This is a genomic window from uncultured Cetobacterium sp., assembly GCF_947039425.1.
Taxonomy (GTDB): Bacteria; Fusobacteriota; Fusobacteriia; order Fusobacteriales; family Fusobacteriaceae; genus Cetobacterium_A.
Map to the genome: position 1 here is coordinate 1 of NZ_CAMQYW010000207.1, position 3,560 is coordinate 3,560.

3 protein-coding genes and 1 pseudogene are annotated in these 3,560 nt (G+C 28.6%); all 4 read right to left on the minus strand.

Annotated features, from left to right (window positions below):
- Positions 1-899, minus strand: an 899-nt coding sequence (gene hydF, locus Q0V09_RS09235; RefSeq protein ID WP_297488797.1) for a [FeFe] hydrogenase H-cluster maturation GTPase HydF, incomplete at its 3' end; no start/stop codon positions are given.
- Positions 900-907: 8 nt separating this feature from the next.
- Entirely contained in the window at positions 908-2,299 is a 1,392-nt protein-coding gene (gene hydG / locus Q0V09_RS09240) for a [FeFe] hydrogenase H-cluster radical SAM maturase HydG (protein ID WP_297488800.1), read from the minus strand.
- A complete protein-coding gene (gene hydE / locus Q0V09_RS09245) occupies positions 2,284-3,339 on the minus strand; it encodes a [FeFe] hydrogenase H-cluster radical SAM maturase HydE (protein ID WP_367172333.1) in 1,056 nt (351 codons plus the stop codon). The genes hydG and hydE overlap by 16 nt, the downstream gene beginning before the upstream one ends.
- Positions 3,340-3,406: 67 nt before the next feature.
- Positions 3,407-3,560, minus strand: a pseudogene (locus Q0V09_RS09250) (aspartate--ammonia ligase); the annotation flags it as partial.

Sequence of the window (3,560 nt, forward strand, 5' to 3'; positions counted from 1 at the left end):
CAAGTTTCTGCAATTAAAATTTTATCACCATGATTTAATTTAGATAAAGTTTTAACCCCTTTTACCATAGTATCTAAATCACCTTTTTGTCTTGCAAATAATATTGAAAAGCTAGTTAATTTTGCTCTACCACCTACTATTTTTTCAACCTCTTTAAATGCCTGAGAGTCTGTTATTACTAAATCGACATTGGTAATATCATCTAAAGCTGATGAGAGCTCTGTATCTCTTACGACATAACTTTTAATTCCACTATCTAAACATTCTCTTAAAATTTGAACTTGAGGCAGTATAAGTCTACCTTTTGGAGCTTCTGAATCAACTGGTACTACCATTATTACCTTACTATTATATGGTAATAAATCACCTATTAATTTTGACTCCTCCTTCTCTTTGGAAAATTCAAGTAACATTCTATCTTTTAAATTTAAAATGCTTTTTTCATCTTCCACTGTAACAAAGATTCCAGTTGGAAATATTTTTTCAATTGTATTTTTCTCATCATTACTAAGAAGTTCACTTTTACTTAAAACTAAAATATATGGAATATTATATTGTTTAAATTTTATAATTTGATCTCTATAAAAAGCCATATCTATATTTTTAGAATCCATAACAAATAGTGCAAAATCAACTTTTTTCAACTCATTTAAAGCTTTTTTTACTCTTATTTTTCCCAGTTCACTTTTATCATCAAGTCCTGCTGTATCTATAAATAAAACTGGTCCAAAAGGTAAAAATTCCATAGCCTTTTTTACAGAATCTGTTGTTGTTCCAGATACATTTGAAACAATTGAAATATCCTGTCCTACTATTTTATTTAATAGTGATGATTTTCCTGAATTTGTCTTTCCAAATATACCTATTTGAAATCTATTTGAATTAGGTGTTTTATTCATTTTATCTCCTATAAATAAAGGTCTCTTTCACCAGATTTTATTCTTTCTAATTTTTCCATTGTTAACTGTCTAATATCATCTCTCACTATTTTTTTAAGCTCTCTTTCTATAGTTTTCTCTACTTTTTCACTTAACTCTTTATCTCCATAATCCATAGAGTATTCCATAAGTGTTAAAATAGCATTTGGTAGGCAAACATTTTGAATGTTTCCACTTTTAGCAAGTTGCATGAATCTATCTCCAGTTCTTCCCATTCTATAGCAAGCTGTACAATAACTTGGAATATACTCCTCATCTAATAGTTCTTTTAATACATCAAGAGGAGCTCTATGATCTGCTAATTCAAATTGTGTTTGAGTTCTACCCTCTTCTCTTTCTGTATATCCACCAACATCTGCTGAAGATCCAGCACTAACTTGAGATATTCCATATTTTACAAGCTCTTTTCTAAACTCAGCTGTTTCTCTAGTAGATAAAATCATTCCTGTAAAAGGAACTGCAAGTCTTAATATTGCTACAATTAATCTAAATGTATCATCATCTATTTGATGAGGAAATTCACTTAAACACATTCCTTCAGCTTTTTTTATTCTTGGTACTGATATTGTATGGAATCCTACACCCTTTGTCTTCTCTAAATACTCATTATGAATCATAAGTGAAATAACTTCAAATCTATGATCTGCTAGTCCAAATAATACTCCTGCTCCAACATCATCTATTCCACCATCCATAGCTCTTGAAAAAGAGTTTAAATGATACTCATAATCTCCCTTTAAACACTTTGGATGAACCCTTTCATACGTTGGTTTATGATAAGTTTCTTGAAAAAGTATATATGTTCCTATTTGAGCTTCTTTTAATTTTTTATAATTTTCTGTTGTTGTTGCTGCTATATTTACATTTATTCTTCTTATTGCACCATTTTCAAATTTAGTAGTATATACTGCATCTATTGCCTCTAATACATAATCTATTGGAGCATTTTTAGGATCCTCTCCCAACTCTAAAGCCAATCTTTTATGACCCATTTTTTCAAGAAGCTTTACTTCAGCTTGAATTTGTTCTCTAGTTAATTTTTTTCTTGGAAATATATTTGCTTTTTTATATCCACAATATGTACAGTTATTAACACAGTAATCACTTACGTATAATGGTGCAAATACAACTATTCTATTTCCATAAATAGCTTTTTTTAATTCTCCTGCTATTTCAAACAGTTCTTTTTTCTGATTTTTATTTTTAATTTCAAATAATGATGCAACTTCCTCGTGAGTAAGTCCCTCTTTATTTTTTGCTTTTTTTAATATTCTATCTATCTCAATCTCATTAGTATTTTTTGATTTTTCTATTAAATTTTCAATATACTCCTGATCAATAAAATTTATTTTCTTTTCCATTTTATATTATCACCTCTTGTCAATATTGGTTTAAAACCTGCTTCTATTACACTTTTTATTATTTTTTCTTTTTCTTCTGCTGATTCATTATTACTAAATTTTTTTCCATCATATAATGTATATTTTGACCTACACTCATATGGAGATAAATTTGGCATAATTACATTAGCACCAGCTCTAAATCCCTTTTCCCTCCCTTGAGGGTCAATCGTGCCTAAAGCAGTTGTTGCTGGTAATAATACATCTGGTAACAAAAGTCTTATTATTGCAAGCAAGGTAATTGTATCATATGCTGTTCCACCCTTTTCATCTTTTAAAGATGTATCTTTATGAGGAATAAATGGACCTATCCCTACCATATGGGGCTCTAATTTTTTTAAGAAAATTAAATCTTTAGCATAATCTTTCATTTCTAAACCTGGAAGACCTATTAAAAATCCAGAGCCCACCTGATAACCAATCTCTTTTAGATTTTCAAGTGACTTTACTCTGTTTTTCAACTCCATTTTAGGATGTAATTTTTTATACAAATCTTCATTTATAGTCTCATGTCTTAAAAGATACCTATCTGCGCCAGCATTATATAATCTTTTAAAAGAATCATATCCCCTTTCCCCTAAAGAAAGAGTTACTGCAATATCTTCATATTTTTCTTTTAATTTTACTATAATACTTTCTAAGATATCATCTGTAAAGTAAGAATCTTCCCCCCCTTGAAGAACAAAGGTTCTATATCCTAATAGATAACCTTTATGACAACTATCTAAAATTTCTTTTTCATTTAATCTATATCTCTCTACTTTTTTATTAGAAGATTGAATTCCACAATATTGACAATTCCATTTACAAATATTTGAAATCTCTATTAATCCTCTAAAATAAACTGTATCTCCATAATTCTTTTTTCTTACTTGGTATGCTTTATTAATTAAGTAATCTCTAGATTTATCATCTAATTTTTCTAATAAGAAAACTAGCTTTTCATCTGGTAGGTTGGATTTTTCATAAAGTTCATCAATTATATTAATTATCTTATCTATTTTTCACACCTCCTCAAAACTATACAACAATTATATAATTTTTCATGTGTGAAAAACAAGCTAAAATTTATAATAGAGGAATATTTTTTGCTTCACATTCTTTTTCAACACTTTCTGGCCATAATGAAGCTTGTACCTCACCAATATGTAACTTATCTAAGAAGAATAAACATAATCTTGATTGCCCTATTCCTCCACCAATTGTATATGGTAACTCTCCT